This window comes from Streptomyces sp. Ag109_O5-1, assembly GCF_003814875.1.
In the GTDB taxonomy this organism is placed as follows: Bacteria; Actinomycetota; Actinomycetes; order Streptomycetales; family Streptomycetaceae; genus Streptomyces; species Streptomyces sasae.
On the sequence record NZ_RKQF01000001.1, the window covers coordinates 3,583,962 to 3,600,276 of the forward strand.

A 16,315-nucleotide genomic window follows, 5' to 3' on the forward strand; every position below is an offset into this window, starting at 1 on the left:
CCCGCGCGTCTGTGTAGATGCCGGACATTCCTTCGAGCCGATGCGGTCCCGATGCGGTCCCGATGCGGTCCCGATGCGGTCCCGATGCGGTCCCGATGCGGTCCCGATCCGGTCCCGATGCGATCCCGAGAGGAGAAGCACCGCCCATGTTCATCCCCCAGCCACCGCCGGGAGGTGCCCCCAGCGAACCCGTGCCGTTCGCCTTCCTCGCCGAAGGCGACAGGTTCCGCAGCAATGTCGCTCCCCCGCCCCGTCAGCGGTCGTCCGTGAGTCAGATAGCCGGGCGGTGGCTGCTCGGGCTCACCATCGTGGCCGGACTCGTGGGGTCGGTGGTCCTCGGCATGCCGGCGCTGTCCACGCCGTCCAGCACTGAGACGCAGCAGTCGCAGGCCTCTCAGGGGCACTGACTCTTCCGGACCCCCATGAGTGGTGAGCGGGGACATGGCCGGATAGCCTCACCGGGCACAGCCCATGCATGGATTGAGTGAGGACCAGCCGTGCCCCTGCCCTTCCTGACGGCCGACCGCACCTTCGACGCGGCACCCGACACCGCGCTGCCGTACGACGACCGGGACCGTTGGCGGCGCCCCTACCGGCCCGGCCCGTGGCGTGTGGGCGGGGCTGCCCTGTGGTTGCTGCTCGCCTCGTTCGTGCTGTTCGCGGCGGTCGCACTCGCCCTGACCGGTTCGCTCGGCTCCGCCGGAGTGGTTCTCGGCATCGCGTTGCTGATCATCGCCGGCGCGTTGCGGATACTGCGCATGGGCGTGTGGGTGAGCGCGCGCGGAGTGCGCCAGGTGGGTCTGGTGTACACGCGGACCGTGCCCTGGAAGCGGGTCGCCTCGGTGCGCACGGCGCAGCAGCCGGTGCGCTGGCTGGGGCTGCCGCGCACGGTGCAGGGGCAGGCGCTGACGCTCGTACGCAAGGACCGGTCGCCGGAGGACTCCGCACCGCTGCTGACCACGCACACGATGGACTTCGTGGGCCGCTCGTCCGCCTTCGACCATGCGGCGGACGCGGTGGAGGCATGGGCGGCGGAGTACCGGCGCGGTTAGCGCCCGCAGAGCGGGAAGGGGCCGGTCCGCGGTGTGCGGGCCGGCCCCTTCGTCGTACAAAGCTGTGTACAACCGCGTACATGCTACGTACAAGCCGCTTACGGGCTGATGCAGGCTGTACGGCTCAGGCCTCGATCGGCTTGCCCTCGTGCAGGGCGATGGCGCGCTGCATCGCCTTGCGGGCGCGTGGGGTGTCCCGGGCGTCGTGGTAGGCGACGGCGAGGCGGAACCAGCTGCGCCAGTCGTCCGGTGCGGCCTCCGTCTCGGCCTTGCGCTTGGCGAAGACCTCGTCGGCGGAGTCGCGGTCGATCCGGCCGCCGGGCGTGCGCTTCAGCTCGTCCACGGGCAGGCCGCCCTCGGCGTCGAGTGCGGCGGCGAGGGCGTTGGCCTTGCGGACGAACTGGGTGTTCTTCCACAGGAACCACAGGCCGATGACCGGCAGGATCAGCACCGCCACCCCGAAGGTGACGGTGAGGAGCGTGCCGGTCTGGATCAGCATCACGCCCCGGCTGCCGACCAGGACGAAGTAGAAGAGCAGGACGGCGGCCGTGATGGCGTAGGAGATCTTCGCGCGCATGAGCAGGGGCCTTCCGGGGCTCAGCCGAGGTCCAGGAAGTTCTCCAGGCCGAAGGTCAGGCCCGGAGTGGTGACCACGCGGCGGGCGCCGAGCAGGATGCCCGGCATGAAGCTGCTGTGATGGAGGGAGTCGTGCCGGACGGTGAGGGTCTCGCCCTCGCCGCCCAGCAGGACCTCCTGGTGGGCGAGGAGGCCGCGCAGGCGGACCGCGTGGACCGGGATGCCGTCGACGCTGGCTCCCCGGGCGCCGTCCAGGGCCGTCACCGTGGCGTCCGGGGCCGGGGCGGTGCCGGCCGCGCGGCGGGCCTCGGCGATGAGCTGAGCCGTGCGGGTGGCCGTGCCACTCGGCGCGTCCACCTTGTTCGGGTGGTGGAGCTCGACGACCTCCACCGACTCGAAGTAGGGCGCGGCGATCTGCGCGAACTTCATCGTCAGCACGGCGCCGATGGAGAAGTTCGGGGCGATGAGCACGCCTGTCTCAGGGGACTGGGCGAGCCAGCCCCTCAGCTGCGCGAGGCGTTCGTCGGTCCAGCCCGTCGTGCCGACGACCGCGTGGATGCCGTGGCGCACGCAGAAGTCGAGGTTGCCCATGACCGAGGCGGGGGTGGTGAGTTCGACGGCGACCTGGGCGCCGGACTCGGCCAGCGCCTCCAGCTTGTCGCCCCGGCCGAGGGCGGCGACCAGCTCCATGTCCTCGGCGGCCTCGACCGCCTTGACCGCCTCGGAGCCGATCCGGCCCTTGGCGCCGAGGACCGCCACGCGCAGCTTGCTCATCTTCTTCGTTCCTTACCGGTGGTGTGTCAGGCGACGGCGTCGTGCAGGCGTGCGGCCTGTTTGTCCTTGAGCGGGCCGATGACCGACAGCGACGGGCGCTGTCCCAGGATGTCGCGGGCGACCGAGCGGACCTCGTCCGGGGTCACCGCCGCTATCCGGGCCAGCATGTCGTCGACGGACATCTGCTCGCCCCAGCACAGCTCGCTCTTGCCGATACGGTTCATCAGGGCGCCGGTGTCCTCCAGGCCGAGGACCGTGGAGCCCTGGAGCTGGCCGATGGCGCGCCCTATCTCGTCGTCCGGCAGGCCCTGCTCGGCCACCTGGTCGAGCTCGTCCCGGCAGATCTTGAGCACGTCGTGGACCTGCGAGGGGCGGCAGCCGGCGTAGACGCCGAACAGGCCGCAGTCGGCGAAGCCGGACGTGTACGAGTACACGCTGTAGGCCAGGCCGCGCTTCTCGCGGACCTCCTGGAAGAGCCGGGAGGACATGCCGCCGCCGAGGGCGGTGTTGAGCACGCCGAGCGCCCAGCGGCGGTCGTCGGTGCGGGCGAGGCCGGGCATGCCGAGGACGACGTGCGCCTGCTCGGTCTTGCGGCCGAGGAGTTCGACGCGGCCGGCGGTGCGGATCGTACGGCTGCCGTCGCGCGGGGCGATGGGGGCGGCTGCGGTGTTCCTGAAGGCGCCGGCCTTCTCGAAGGCCGCGCGGACCTGTCGTACGACCTTGATGTGGTCGATGTTGCCGGCCGCGGCGACCACCAGGTGGGTGGGGTCGTAGTGCTTCTTGTAGAAGCGGCGGATGCGGTCGGCGGTGAGGGCGTTGACCGTGTCGACGGTGCCGAGGACCGGGCGGCCGAGGGCGTTGTCGCCGAACATGGTGTGCGCGAACAGGTCGTGCACACAGTCGCCGGGGTCGTCCTCGGTCATGGCGATCTCTTCGAGGATCGCGCCCCGCTCGACGTTGACGTCGTCCTCGAGGATGAGCGAGCCGGTCAGCATGTCGCAGACGACGTCGATGGCGAGCGGCAGGTCGGTGTCGAGCACGCGTGCGTAGTAGCACGTGTACTCCTTCGCCGTGAACGCGTTCATCTCACCGCCGACCGCGTCGATGGCGGAGGAGATGTCCAGGGCGGAGCGGCGCGTGGTGCCCTTGAAGAGCAGGTGCTCCAGGTAGTGGGTGGCGCCGTTCAGGGCGGGGGTCTCGTCGCGGGAGCCGACGTGGGCCCAGATACCGAAGGTCGCGGAGCGGACCGAGGGCAGGGTCTCGGTGACGATGCGAAGGCCGCCGGGGAGGGTGGTCTTACGGACCGTGCCGATGCCGTTCTCGCCCTTGATCAGGGTTTGGGTACGGGCGACGGCCCGCGCCTCCGAGGAGGTGCGGGCCGTCGCCGTGGAGCTGCTCGACGTCACTTGTCGGTGTCGTCCTTCGCGTCCTCGTCGGAACCTTCCTCGCCCTCGATCACGGGGATGAGGGAGAGCTTGCCGCGGGAGTCGATCTCGGCGATCTCGACCTGGACCTTCTGGCCCACACCGAGGACGTCCTCGACGTTCTCCACGCGCTTGCCGCCGGCCAGCTTGCGGATCTGCGAGATGTGCAGCAGACCGTCCTTGCCGGGGAGGAGGGAGACGAAGGCACCGAACGTCGTCGTCTTCACGACCGTGCCCAGGTAGCGCTCGCCGACCTCGGGCATCGTCGGGTTGGCGATGCCGTTGATGGTCGTACGGGCGGCCTCGGCGGACGGGCCGTCGGCGGCACCGATGTAGATGGTGCCGTCGTCCTCGATGGTGATCTCGGCGCCGGTGTCCTCCTGGATCTGGTTGATCATCTTGCCCTTGGGGCCGATGACCTCGCCGATCTTGTCCACGGGGATCTTGACGGTGATGATCCGCGGGGCGTTGGGGGACATCTCGTCCGGGGTGTCGATCGCTTCCATCATCACGTCGAGGATGTGGAGGCGGGCGTCCCGGGCCTGCTTGAGGGCGGCGGCCAGGACGGAGGCCGGGATGCCGTCCAGCTTGGTGTCGAGCTGGAGGGCGGTCACGAACTCCTTGGTGCCGGCGACCTTGAAGTCCATGTCGCCGAAGGCGTCCTCCGCACCGAGGATGTCGGTGAGGGTGACGTAGTGCGTCTCGCCGTCGATCTCCTGGGAGATCAGACCCATGGCGATACCGGCGACCGGGGCCTTCAGCGGCACACCGGCGTTCAGCAGCGACATGGTGGAGGCGCAGACCGAGCCCATGGACGTCGAGCCGTTGGAGCCGAGAGCCTCGGACACCTGGCGGATCGCGTAGGGGAACTCCTCGCGGGTCGGCAGGACCGGGACCAGGGCGCGCTCGGCGAGGGCGCCGTGGCCGATCTCGCGGCGCTTCGGGGAGCCGACGCGGCCGGTCTCGCCGGTGGAGTACGGCGGGAAGTTGTAGTTGTGCATGTAGCGCTTGCGGGTCACCGGGGAGAGGGTGTCCAGCTGCTGCTCCATCCGGAGCATGTTGAGGGTGGTGACGCCCAGGATCTGGGTCTCGCCACGCTCGAACAGCGCCGAACCGTGCACGCGCGGGATGGCCTCGACCTCGGCGGCGAGCGTACGGATGTCCGTGACGCCACGGCCGTCGATGCGCTTCTTCTCCTTGATCACGCGCTCGCGGACCAGCTGCTTGGTGAGCGAGCGGTACGCGGCGGAGATCTCCTTCTCACGGCCCTCGAACTCCGGGAGCAGCTTCTCGGCGGCCAGACCCTTGACGCGGTCCAGCTCGGCCTCGCGCTCCTGCTTGCCCGCGATGGTCAGCGCGGAGGCGAGCTCCGGGCGGACGGCGGCGGACAGCGCCTCCAGGACGTCGTCCTGGTAGTCGAGGAAGATCGGGAACTCGCCGGTCGGCTTGGCGGCCTTCGCGGCGAGGTCGGCCTGGGCCTTGCACAGGACCTTGATGAAGGGCTTCGCGGCGTCCAGACCGGCGGCCACGACGTCCTCGGTCGGCGCCTCGGCGCCGCCCTTGACCAGCTGGATGGTCTTCTCGGTGGCCTCGGCCTCGACCATCATGATCGCGACGTCGCCGTCCTCCAGGACGCGACCGGCGACCACCATGTCGAAGACGGCGTCCTCGAGCTCGGAGTGCGTCGGGAAGGCGACCCACTGGCCGTTGATCAGCGCGACGCGGACGCCGCCGATCGGGCCGGAGAAGGGCAGACCGGCCAGCTGGGTGGACGCGGACGCGGCGTTGATCGCGACGACGTCGTACAGGTGGTCGGGGTTGAGCGCCATGATGGTGGCGACGACCTGGATCTCGTTGCGCAGGCCCTTCTTGAAGGACGGGCGCAGCGGGCGGTCGATCAGACGGCAGGTGAGGATCGCGTCCTCGCTCGGCCGGCCCTCACGGCGGAAGAAGGAACCCGGGATCTTGCCGGCGGCGTACATCCGCTCCTCGACGTCCACCGTGAGGGGGAAGAAGTCGAGCTGGTCCTTGGGGTTCTTGGAGGCGGTGGTGGCCGACAGCACCATGGTGTCGTCGTCCAGGTACGCCACGGCGGAGCCGGCGGCCTGCTTGGCCAGGCGGCCCGTCTCGAAGCGGATGGTGCGGGTGCCGAAGGCGCCGTTGTCGATGACGGCCTCGGCGTAGTGGGTCTCGTTCTCCACTAGCGTTTTCTCCTCGTCTTCGTCCCTCACTGCCCGTGTGGCAGGGGGACGGTTGCGGAGAAGCGCGCCGTGCTGTGCGGGCCGGTCTTCGATCGAAGCACCCGGGGCTCGCTTCCCCCCGGGGGCCACTACCGAGGACCGGCGGCGGCTTGGGTGCGCTTCTCCTTGTTCGTTGTCGTGCTGTGTCATCCGTACTGCGTTGTGCTACCACACTACAAAGCGTGAGTGACACTCCGCACGTTTCCCCACGTACGGGAGTACTTGCGGCAGCGCTTGCGGCAGTACTTTCCGTACGTACGGCAAAGGGAGCGGCCCCGGTGATTCCGGGAACCGCTCCCTTCACTGCGACTTACTTGGCGCCCGCCGCACCACGGCGGATGCCCAGGCGGTCGACCAGCGCACGGAAGCGCTGGATGTCCTTCTTCGCCAGGTACTGCAGGAGGCGACGGCGCTGGCCGACCAGGATCAGCAGACCACGGCGGGAGTGGTGGTCGTGCTTGTGGGTCTTGAGGTGCTCCGTCAGGTCGGAGATCCGGCGCGACAGCATGGCGACCTGGACCTCGGGAGAGCCGGTGTCACCCTCCTTGGTGCCGAACTCGGAGATGATCTGCTTCTTCGTGGCGGCGTCGAGCGACACGCGTACTCCTCATAGTCTGTGAATGACCCCCGAGCGCCCCCGGTCTTCATCGCGGGGAAGCTTCCAGAACTCGGGAGGCGGGATCGGCCGGGCACGGCCTCCGGGGTTCACTGGGGACTCCGGAGGTGCGTACACAAACGGCCGTCGTCAAGGGTACCAGTGCCGGTGGGGGGCCCTGTCCGGGGGTTGTGGAAGAAAGTACGCGCCGGTTCGACCGCCAGTAGTGTGGCGGTCACAGCCTAGGTACGTCGGGAAGGGGTCGCTGCGGCATGAGCGAGACGGCTGAGGAGATGAAGGCGCGCAAGGAGCGGGAACGGGACGAGCTCTACGCGCTCGACATCTCGGGCGTCGAGTGGCACTGCGCGCCCGGTACCGAGCAGGACGAGGAGCGGGTCGAGATCGCCTACCTGCCCGAGGGGGCCGTGGCCATGCGCTCGTCGCTCGACCCGGACACCGTGCTGCGGTACACGGAGGCGGAGTGGCGCGCGTTCGTGCTGGGCGCACGGGACGGCGAGTTCGATCTGGAGCCGAACGAGCGCAACGGAGGTCTCGCCGCACAGTGAGCGGCGATGACCCGGTCGCCCGGTGCAGGGTGACCGCAGGGCGGCACGCATGCGTGCCGCCCTTTTCACGGCCTGACGTCGGCGCGTCCGTGCGCAATGCCGCGGCCTCCGGGGCCAGTTCACGCGCACGCACGACGGGAGGCGCCAACTGGCGCCCGAACTGACGGTTCTTGCCCGTTTTGTTCATCGATTGTTCGGTAACTGGAAAGCCCCGCGCACCACTTCCGGGCAGGGTGTGACCAGGTGGGCTTCGGCCGAGAGACGGACGGGCCTGCCGAGGTGCGGCAGCTGGTGATTAGGCTGGGAGGGGGTGCGACGTCAGGACCGTGAACACGGCGTCGAAGTCCCAAGGGGGAGAGCCGGTGGATCGGACTACCTCGAACGAATACGGATGCTGAGAACGACACGACACGGTCGTCGCGCCGGCACGGCATGAGGGTGCTCGACCACACCAGGAGGAACTGTGAGCAGCGATCGGGACGGGATCCGCGGGGGCTGGGCCACACCCGGCGATGACCAGCCCGACGCGGAGTCCCTCAACGAGATCACGGGCGAGTTCACCATCGACTACGCGCCGCCCGCCTGGTACACGCAGAACGCGGCGGGGGGACCTGGGGCAGCCGACGGTTCCGGCGCGCCGGGTACGGACGCCCCGGGAGCCGGCGGTACGTCCGGTGCGCCGGGCGGGCCGGGGGCCGGTGCGGGTGCCCCGGCCGCCGGTACGGCGCCTGCCGCTCAGCCGCGTTCGCCGTTCCCGCCGGGTGCGCCGATCCCCGGACTGACCCCTCCTCCGCATGCCCAGCAGGGGCAGCGGGGCGGGACACCGGCGCCGGGGGGCGCGTTCACCCCGCCGCCCGCGCCGACGCCCGGCGCTCCCTTCGCTCCGCCGCCCACGTCGTCCCCGGGGGCACCCTTCACGCCTCCGCCCGCGTCAACTCCCGGCGCCCCCTTCACACCTCCGACCGCCGCGACGCCAGGCACCCCGGGCACCCCTGCCCCCACCTCGACACCCGGGGCACCCTTCGCCCCGCCGCCCACGTCAACTCCCGGCGCGCCGTTCACTCCTGCGCCCGTGTCAACGCCGGGGGCGCCCTTCACGCCGCCCCCGACCGCGGCACCTGGGGCACCCTTCACGGCGCCGCCCGCCTCGACGCCGGGAGCACCTTTCACTCCGCCGGCTCCGAGCGCGAACGCGGGGGTGCCGGCCGCTCCGCCCGTGCCGCCCGCCCCACCGGCCGTCCCGCCCACCGCGCCGTTCACCCCGGCCGCGGTGCCCGGGCTGCCCGTCGGTTTCGAGCCGCAGCGGCCCGCTGCCGAGGAGCAGGCGCCGGAGCCCGAGCCCGAGCCCGACAACGGTGACCTGGAGGGCGGTGCGACGATGCGGTTCTCCGCCGCCGCGGTGAAGCGCGAGGTGGCCGAGGCGGCCGCCGGGCAGGCTGCCGCGCCCAGGAGCGAGGCCCCTGATCAGGGCACCCCCGATGAAGCGGAAGAGGATGCGGGCGCCGACGTCGTCGTGCTCCCGGTGGCCTCCGAGACCGAGGCCGAGGCCGAGAACTCGGTCGAGGAGCGCGAGGAGCAGGAGGAGGCACCCGAGGTGCCGGCATCGGCCGACGTGGACGACTCTCTCCACGTCACCATCGACGTGATCGGCTCCGAGGAGGACGAGAGCCACGAGGACGAGGCCGTACTCGACGAGGCCGTCTCCGCCGAAGCCGACGGCACGGACGAGCCCGCCCGGGAAGCCGCCCCGCCGGACGACACCGAGGACGACGAGCCCCAGGTCCCGGTCCTCGACGCCGACGCCGGCCGCGAGGACGACGGTGCCGACGAGGAGGCCCGCTCCGAGACCGGTGCCGCCGTAGCCGCCGAACCCCAGGGCGCACCCCCCGCCCCCCAGGACCCGCCTCCGGCTCCCGAGGACATCGTGCCCACCGCCTGGGCTCCCCCGCCGACACCGCCGGCCGCGGTCCCGCCGTTGCCGCCGTCCTACCAGCCCGCGGCCCCCGCCCCGGCCGCCCAGTGGCCGGCCCAGCCCGCACCGCAGGAGCCGGCGCCCGGTCAGCAGCAGCCCCAGCCCCAGCCGGCACCCGTGCAGGGCCCGGCCGGTGTACCCGGTCAGCAGCAGCCGTTCCAGCCGCAGGCACCGCAGCCCGCGCCCGCCGCCTGGAACCAGCCCGCGCCCCCGCAGCGCCCCGTGCCCGATACGCAGGACGGTTACGGCTTCCCGCAGCCGGGCACCCCCGTCCCGCCGCAGGCACCGGACGGCTACGGCTATCCCCTCCCCGGCGCCCAGCCCCCGGCCCCCGACGCACAGGCCGGCTACGGTTACCCCGGCGCCCCCGCGCCCCAGCCGCCCCTGCCCGGCGGTTACGGCTACCCCCTCGCCGCAGCTCAGCCCCCGGCGCCCCCGGCCCAGCCCGACGGCTACGGCTTCCCGCAGCCCGGCCGGCCGCAACCGCAGGCACCGCAGCCGCAGGCTCCCCAGGACCCACGCGCAGCCCAGCCGGCTCCAGCCGCTCCGCCCGCCCAGGCACCGCAGCCCGAGCAGGCGCCTCAGCAGGCGCCGCAGGCCCCCCAGCCCCCGGTCGACCCCCGTGCCGGTGCCGCCTGGCCGCAGCCGATCCAGCACGACCAGCGGCAGATGACCAACCCCGGTGCCGCGCCGCTGGGTTACACCGCCGCCGTCGAGCTGTCCTCCGACCGGCTGCTCAACAACAAGAAGCAGAAGGCGAAGAGCGGCCGGCCCACCGCCGCGTCCTCCCGGTTCAAGCTCGGCGGAAAGAAGGAAGAGGCCGAGCGGCAGCGGAAGCTGGACCTGATCCGCACGCCGGTGCTGTCCTGCTACCGGATAGCGGTGATCAGCCTCAAGGGCGGTGTCGGCAAGACGACCACGACCACCGCGCTGGGCTCCACGCTCGCCACCGAGCGCCAGGACAAGATCCTCGCCATCGACGCCAACCCGGACGCGGGTACGCTCGGCCGCCGCGTGCGCCGGGAGACCGGGGCCACCATCCGTGACCTCGTCCAGGCGATCCCGTACCTCAACTCCTACATGGACATCCGGCGGTTCACCTCCCAGGCCCCGTCCGGCCTGGAGATCATCGCCAACGACGTCGACCCGGCCGTCTCGACCACGTTCAACGACGAGGACTACCGGCGCGCGATCGACGTCCTCGGCAGGCAGTACCCGATCATCCTCACCGACTCCGGCACCGGTCTGCTCTACAGCGCCATGCGTGGCGTGCTCGACCTCGCCGACCAGCTGATCATCATCTCCACCCCCTCGGTGGACGGTGCCAGCAGCGCCAGTACGACGCTGGACTGGCTGTCCGCGCACGGGTACGCCGACCTCGTCTCGCGGTCCATCACCGTCATCTCCGGGGTCCGCGAGACCGGAAAGATGATCAAGGTCGAGGACATCGTGTCGCACTTCGAGACGCGCTGCCGCGGTGTCCTGGTCGTCCCCTTCGACGAGCACCTGGCCGCCGGTGCCGAGGTGGACCTCGACATGATGCGGCCCAAGGTGCGCGAGGCGTACTTCAACCTCTCGGCGATGGTCGCCGAGGACTTCGTACGGCACCAGCAGATGCACGGTCTGTGGACCAGCGACGGCAACCCGCCGCCGGTGGCCGCCCCGCCGATGCCGGGCCAGCCGCTGCCCGGCCAGCAGCACTACGCACCGGGCCAGCCGCAGCAGCCGTACGCGCCCGGACAGCCACAGCCGTACGCGCCGGGACAGCCGTACCCGCAGCAGCCGGGACAGCCGTACCCGCCCCAGCAGCCGTACCCGCCCCAGCAGGGACAGCCTCCGCAGCAGGAGCTGTACGGCCACCCCGGCCAGCCGCAACCCGCCGCCCAGCCCTACCCGCCGCAGCCGGGACAGCCGTATCCCCCGCAGCCGCAGCCCGGATACGGCTACCCGCAGGCCGGCGCCCAGCCGCCCGCCGCTCCCCCGGCCCAGCCTGACGGCTACGGCTTCCCGCAGCCCGGCCAGCCGCAGGCGCCGCAGGCACCGCAGGCGCCGCAGGCACCGCAGGCGCCGCAGGCACCGCAGGCGCCGCAGGCACCGCAGGCGCCGCAGGCACCGCAGGCGCCGCAGGCACCGCAGGCGCCGCAGGCACCGCAGGCGCCGCAGCCGCCGCAGGCGCCGCAGGCGCCGCAGCCGCCGCAGCCGCCCCAGCAGCCGCAGGCACCGCAGGGCCAGCCCCCGCAGCAGTGACCGATACACCGAAGGGCGGCCGGTGCCTCAGCGCACCGGCCGCCCTTCGGCGTTGTCGACCGACAGGTCAGGCCTCCTCGGCCGCCACCAGTTCCCGGCAGCGCTTGACGTCCTCGGCCATCTGCTCCAACAGGGCGTCGAGGGAGTCGAACCTGGCCTGGCCGCGCACATACGCCAGGAAGTCGACGGCGACGTGCAGGCCGTACAGGTCGAGGCCGAGACGGTCGATGGCGTACGCCTCGACCGTGCGCTCGGTGCCGTCGAACTGCGGGTTCGTGCCGACGGAGATCGCGGCCGGCATCGCCTCGCCCTGGGCGTGCAGGAAGCCGGCGTAGACGCCGTCGGCGGGGATCGCGGTGTGCGGGAGCGTCTCGACGTTGGCCGTGGGGAAGCCCAGCTCGCGGCCGCGCTGGGCGCCGCGCACGACCACGCCCTCCACCCGGTGCGGACGGCCCAGGATCTCCCGGGCGCCGGCCATGTCCCCCTCGGCGACCAGGCGGCGGGTCAGGGTCGAGGAGAACGGCTCGCCGCCGCCCGCCTCGCCGCGCACGTACAGGTCGACGACCTCGACCTCGAAGTCGTACACCTTGCCCTGCTCGGCCAGGAACTCGACGTTGCCCGCGGCCTTGTGGCCGAAGCGGAAGTTCGGGCCCTCGACGACGGCCTTGGCGTGCAGCTTGTCGACCAGGACCTTCACCACGAAGTCGGCGGCCGACAGCTTCGAGAACTCGGTGGTGAAGGGCAGGATCAGCACCGCGTCCACGCCCAGCTCCGCCATCAGCTCGGCGCGGGTGTGGTGCGGGGCGAGCAGCGGCGGGTGGCTGCCGGGGCGGACGACCTCGCTGGGGTGCGGGTCGAAGGTGACGACGACGGCGGGGATGCCCAGCTCACGGGCGCGGTCCACAGCATGCCGGATGATCAGCTGGTGACCGCGGTGCACCCCGTCGTAGGAACCGATGGTGACGACGCTGCGCCCCCAGTCCTCGGGGATGTCCTCCAAGCCACGCCAGCGCTGCACTGTGTCCGCTCCTCGAACCTGTGTCGGTTGTCCCTCTTACGCAGGTCTAAGGGTGCCATGTTTGGCGCACCCGGCTCACACCGGCACGGTCGCTGTGACCGGGCGCACGCACCCGCCGCCTCATGCGGGCACCCGGACACCCGCCAGGTTCCCCAGCATCCGCCGGGTGCTCGGCCCCACCACCGCGGCCCATTCCTCCGGGGTGTCGGTGAGCCAGCGGGCCATCAGCGCGGCGAATCCGGGCACGTGCCGGCCGAGGTCGACCAGGCCGCGGTCGAAGCGGGTCGCCCCGTCAGGGGTGCGGACGAGCAGCATCCCGGTGCGTCTGACCAGCTCACGCATCTCGTCGGCGGCGTCCTCGCGCTGGACGGCGGCCGCGTGCAGCAGCGCGTCGAGCACGCCCGGATCCCGCTCACGGGCGAGCAGGAACTCCAGCAGTTCCCGGCGCAGTGGCCGCGAGGCGGGGGTGCCGGCCGCGCCGAGCACGGTCGCCAGGGCCGCCCGCACCGGCTCGGGGCCGTCGTCGAGCAGTCCGGTGACCAGTGGCAGGAGGCCGGCGCGGGCCTCGGCGCCCCGGTCGAGACGGCGCTCGACGTACCCGGCCACCTGCCCGGCGAGCCCGGGCCGCAGCTCGGCGGCCTCCAGGACCAGTTCGGTGACCCGCTGGGCGAAGCCGGGCGTGGTGACATCGGCGAGGGTGCGCAGCATCTGTCCGGCGTCGGGTCCGCGCAGCCGGGCGCGGAAGGCCTCCAGTACCTCTTCGGGATGGGTGGCCAGGGCGGGTACCAGCGCGGCGGGCGTGAGCTGGGGGTCGCCGGTGGTGAAGTGCCGTAGCGCCTGCGGGAGATGGCGGGAGCGGGTCGCGGGGTCCCGGATCAGCAGGGCGAGCGCGCCGCCGTGCACGGTGCAGTCGGCGGGGCGGGCGAGCAGGGCGAGCGCGGCATAGCGGAGCAGTCCGCGGTCGGGCTCGCCGCGGACGTGCGGGGCGGCACGCAGCCCGTGGGCGACGGCGGCCACCCGGCGGGCCGGGCGCTCGTCGTGCGCCCAGCGGTCGACGGCCCGGCACACCGCGGACGGCTCGTCCTCGGCGAGCACGGCGAGCAGTTCGTCGCCCCGCCGGTGCGCGGCGTCGACCAGCACCTCGGTCAGCTCGTCCAGCGCCCCGTGCCGATGCGTGTGCAGCAGCGCCTGCGCCGCGGTCGCCACGGTGGCGTGCGGCGTCGCGGGCAACGGCCGCTCGTCGTCGAACCACCGGGTCAGATACGGCTGTACGGCGGCGGGGTCGGCGGCGAGCAGCCGGGCGACGGCGTCCAGGTAGCGCGGGAGCGTGTCCTCGGTACCCTCCGCGGTCGGCCGGGCTCCGAACCGACCGAGGCCCACGCTCTCCGGCAGCGGCTCGTCCGCGAGCACCAACCGCCGCAGCAGATCGAAGCGTTCGGTGTCGGGCAGGGCGAGCGCGGTCCAGAAGTCCGGCCCGAACTCGGCGGGAGCGGTGCGCTGCCGGCCGGCGGCCCGGCCCACGACCCGGTCGGCGAGCAGCCGCAGCACGCCGGTGTACGGCGTGGCGTCGGGCAGCTGCAGCAGGGTCTGGGCAAGCAGCCGCGCGGCCCACCAGGATCCGGGGTCGAGGTCGAGGGCATGCGCCAGGTCCGTCAGCCGGGGACCGAGCTGGGCCGGTCCGTGCTGGCGGTCGAGGAACAGCAGGGCCTGGACGACCGGGCCGATCCGGTGGTGCGGGACGGGCAGGGGGTGGGCGTCCTGGGGGTTGCGGGGGCGGTGGACGAGGGCGTGCAGGGCCTCGTCCAGGTCCAGGTGCATGCCCTGGATCCAGTCGGCGAGTTCCTCGTGGGCGAAGCGGTAGCCGCCGCCGGCGGGCACCAGCAGGCCCTCGGTGAGTACGGCGGAGGCCCAGCCGGAGCCGCCGCCGAGGTGGGCCGGGACGGGCCCCCAGGGGAACACCGCCTCGAAGGTCTCCCGGTCCAGCTCTCCCTGCCCCGGTCCGAGGCTGCGCCGTGCGGCCTCGTGCACCTGGCCGGAGACGCGGGCGGCGAGGCGTCGTACGGCCTTGCCGCGCAGGCCGTTCTCGGCGGCCAGCCGGACCGCGATGCGCAGGCACATCAGATCGAGGTGGGCGGCGAAGACGTCGTGCCGGTCGATCGGGCCGTCGGCCGGCGGGGCGGCGTCCGGGAGGGCGGCGCGGACCTCGGAGAGCAGGCGCAGGGCGAGGGGGTGGCGAGCGTCGCGGTCGATGAGGGTGCCGTCGGGAATGCCGTAGCGGGAGCGGGCGTGGCGGGCCTCGTCGGGGGTGAGGTCGGTGAGCCGGATGCACGGCGGCTCGCTGCCGCCTTGGCTGTGCCGCCCGTGCCTGTGCAGCAGGTCGGGTGGGAACTCCGCGCCGGCGCTCTCCCAGTACTCCTCGCGGCAGGCGACGAGGAGGCGGGCGCCGGTGTCGTGCAGCCAGTCCACGGTGCCCGCTGTCCAGGTGGAGAGCCGGTGGGCGAGGACCGGGGGCATCTCCTCGGGGCCGTCCAGCAGGAGGAGCAGTGGGCGTCCGGCGCGGGCGGCCCGGCGGGCCAGCCGTTCTGCCGTCAACTCACCAAGATCGCCCGGGAGTTGGGAGCGGGAGGCGGCGACGATCCGGACCGCCCGTTCCAGGGCGCGGCGGGCCGCGTCGGCCACGGAGTCGTCGGCGTCCTTGAGGTCGGCGCCGCGGAGCCAGAGGGTGGGAGCCGGGTTCGCTTCGCGGTTGCGGCGGGCGGCGAGGGTGGCGAGCTCTGTGGTGCGGCCGGTGCCGGGGGAGCCGACCAGGGCCAGGACAATTCCGGTGTTGGTTCCGGTGCCGGTGCCTTCGGCGAAGGCCGACAAGGCCTTTGAGACTGCGGCTCGGTCCACGGGGTGGACGGGGTCGGTGTATTCGCCTGCGCGTGCCGTGAAAGGTGGTGGAGCGGCTGCGGGTGGGTGGGGGCTGGTCGCGCAGTTTCCCGCGCCCCTTCGGGGCGCTCCAGTGCGGGGCGCCGACATGTGAGGCGACATGCGCGGAACCGTCGCGCCGATGTAGCCGGCCAGGGCGCCCGGGGGGCCGTCCTGGGCCACGGATGTCGCCGTCAGTTCCAGTACGCCGGCCAGATTGAGGTCGATGCCGTAGGCCGGGACCGTTGCCGCGTTGCGGGCGAGCAGGTCGGACAGGGGACCCGGGGCCGGGTGGTGGAAGGGAACCGCGAAGCCCACGTCCCGCTGGCCGGACTGGAGGGCGGTGCCGAGGACGGCGAGGACCGCGTCGGTCTCCGCGTCCAGTACCGGTCCCCCGGCCGCTCCGCCGCCGAGTCGCAGGGCGTCCCGGCCTGCCGTTCCGATCGCCAACTCCAGGGCGTCCTGGACGAGATGGAAGCGGTCGGTGGCGGTGTACGTCACCTGGGTCGCCGCCAGCACCCGGGCCTCGCGCCAGCGGTCTGCGGCGATCCGTACATAGGTGCCGGCCGGGATCCGCTCTCGTACGGTGATCGGGAGCGGGTCCACGCCGAGACCCTCGGTGCGGATCAGGGCCAGGTCGTGGGCGGGCAGTGGGGTGACCGCGTCCGAGGCGACCACGCAGGTGCGGTTCCCGGCCACGTGCAGCACGATCCGGGCCAGGCCGTCGACCGCCTCGTGACTGGTGACGAGCGTCCCGTGGTGGTCGGCCAGGAAGCCGATGCCGCGCGGGCGTCCGGCGAGGTCGCGGACCCGGACCAGCCGGTGGTCGAGCGCCGGCCCCGACTCCCGCCCCGGCTCCTGCTCCGCCTCCCCCGCACCGTCCGCCGTCCGGCGACCGCTCCCGGTCCGCGGACCGCGTCCCGCCATGATCGAACCTCCCC

Annotated in this window: 11 protein-coding genes; 4 read left to right on the plus strand and 7 right to left on the minus strand. The window is 72.7% G+C overall.

The window, feature by feature from the left end; all coding sequences use genetic code 11:
* Window positions 1-146: 146 nt before the first annotated feature.
* Both EDD90_RS16015 and EDD90_RS16020 read left to right on the plus strand, forming a co-directional pair.
* The gene (locus EDD90_RS16015; protein WP_123973662.1) at window positions 147-407 is read left to right on the plus strand and encodes a hypothetical protein; all 261 of its coding nucleotides are present in this window, start codon (window positions 147-149) and stop codon (window positions 405-407) included.
* A 90-nt stretch (window positions 408-497) separates the two neighbouring features.
* On the plus strand, window positions 498-1,052 hold the full coding sequence (locus EDD90_RS16020) for a hypothetical protein (protein ID WP_123973663.1): 555 nt from the start codon (window positions 498-500) through the stop codon (window positions 1,050-1,052).
* A 124-nt stretch (window positions 1,053-1,176) separates the two neighbouring features.
* Here EDD90_RS16020 and EDD90_RS16025 read toward each other — a convergent pair whose 3' ends face one another.
* The 5 genes from EDD90_RS16025 to rpsO all read right to left on the minus strand — a co-directional run bounded on the left by EDD90_RS16025 (window position 1,177) and on the right by rpsO (window position 6,664).
* Window positions 1,177-1,629 (minus strand): tetratricopeptide repeat protein, encoded by a 453-nt coding sequence (locus EDD90_RS16025; RefSeq protein WP_123973664.1) that lies wholly within the window; start codon window positions 1,627-1,629, stop codon window positions 1,177-1,179.
* Window positions 1,630-1,649: 20 nt separating this feature from the next.
* Entirely contained in the window at window positions 1,650-2,402 is a 753-nt protein-coding gene (gene dapB / locus EDD90_RS16030; RefSeq protein WP_123973665.1) for a 4-hydroxy-tetrahydrodipicolinate reductase, read from the minus strand.
* Between the two features lie 26 nt (window positions 2,403-2,428).
* Window positions 2,429-3,808 (minus strand): pitrilysin family protein, encoded by a 1,380-nt coding sequence (locus EDD90_RS16035; RefSeq protein ID WP_123973666.1) that lies wholly within the window; start codon window positions 3,806-3,808, stop codon window positions 2,429-2,431.
* Window positions 3,805-6,027, minus strand: coding sequence for a polyribonucleotide nucleotidyltransferase (locus EDD90_RS16040; protein ID WP_123973667.1), 2,223 nt, complete (start codon window positions 6,025-6,027; stop codon window positions 3,805-3,807). The genes EDD90_RS16035 and EDD90_RS16040 overlap by 4 nt, the downstream gene beginning before the upstream one ends.
* A 349-nt stretch (window positions 6,028-6,376) precedes the next feature.
* The gene (gene rpsO / locus EDD90_RS16045) at window positions 6,377-6,664 is read right to left on the minus strand and encodes a 30S ribosomal protein S15 (RefSeq protein WP_030041128.1); all 288 of its coding nucleotides are present in this window, start codon (window positions 6,662-6,664) and stop codon (window positions 6,377-6,379) included.
* A 269-nt stretch (window positions 6,665-6,933) separates the two neighbouring features.
* Between rpsO and EDD90_RS16050 the strand changes: the two genes are divergently transcribed.
* On the plus strand, window positions 6,934-7,227 hold the full coding sequence (locus EDD90_RS16050; RefSeq protein ID WP_123973668.1) for a DUF397 domain-containing protein: 294 nt from the start codon (window positions 6,934-6,936) through the stop codon (window positions 7,225-7,227).
* 463 nt (window positions 7,228-7,690) lie between these two features.
* Entirely contained in the window at window positions 7,691-11,446 is a 3,756-nt protein-coding gene (locus tag EDD90_RS16055; protein ID WP_123973669.1) for an SCO5717 family growth-regulating ATPase, read from the plus strand.
* A 67-nt stretch (window positions 11,447-11,513) separates the two neighbouring features.
* Here the strand turns inward: EDD90_RS16055 and EDD90_RS16060 are convergent, their stop codons facing one another.
* Together EDD90_RS16060 and EDD90_RS55465 are read right to left on the minus strand one after the other, a co-directional pair.
* Window positions 11,514-12,464 carry a bifunctional riboflavin kinase/FAD synthetase gene (locus EDD90_RS16060; protein WP_123973670.1) on the minus strand — a complete coding sequence of 317 codons (951 nt, stop codon included), beginning with the start codon at window positions 12,462-12,464 and terminating at the stop codon, window positions 11,514-11,516.
* A gap of 120 nt (window positions 12,465-12,584) precedes the next feature.
* On the minus strand, window positions 12,585-16,301 hold the full coding sequence (locus tag EDD90_RS55465) for a trypsin-like peptidase domain-containing protein (RefSeq protein ID WP_123973671.1): 3,717 nt from the start codon (window positions 16,299-16,301) through the stop codon (window positions 12,585-12,587).
* Window positions 16,302-16,315 lie beyond the last annotated feature (14 nt).